This is a genomic window from Neisseria sp. P0001.S005 (assembly GCF_051963715.1).
Genome location: NZ_JBQCTZ010000813.1, coordinates 1 through 353, shown reverse-complemented (window position 1 = coordinate 353; position 353 = coordinate 1). Strand labels below are relative to the sequence as shown.

At 53.3% G+C, this 353-nt stretch carries 1 protein-coding gene; it reads left to right on the top strand.

Features of this window, described 5'->3' with window-relative positions:
- Positions 1 to 353 (top strand): YebC/PmpR family DNA-binding transcriptional regulator (locus tag ACTHSP_RS23015; RefSeq protein WP_440347129.1); only part of this gene is annotated, 353 nt, incomplete at both ends.

The window sequence follows — 353 nt, the reverse complement described above, 5'->3', positions numbered from 1 at the left end:
TTCACTAAAAACGGCGGTAACTTGGGTACCGACGGTTGCGTAGCGTTCAACTTCGTTCATCAAGGCTATTTGGTGTTCGAACCGGGCGTTGACGAAGATGCGCTGATGGAAGCGGCTTTGGAAGCCGGAGCGGAAGATGTCATCACCAACGACGACGGTTCCATCGAGGTGGTTACCGCGCCGAATGACTGGGCGGGCGTGAAAGCGGCATTGGAAGCCGCAGGTTACAAATCTGTTGACGGCGACGTTACCATGCGCGCCCAAAACGAAACCGAGTTGAGCGGCGAAGATGCGGTTAAGATGCAAAAACTGATTGACGCATTGGAAGATTTGGACGACGTACAAGACGTTTA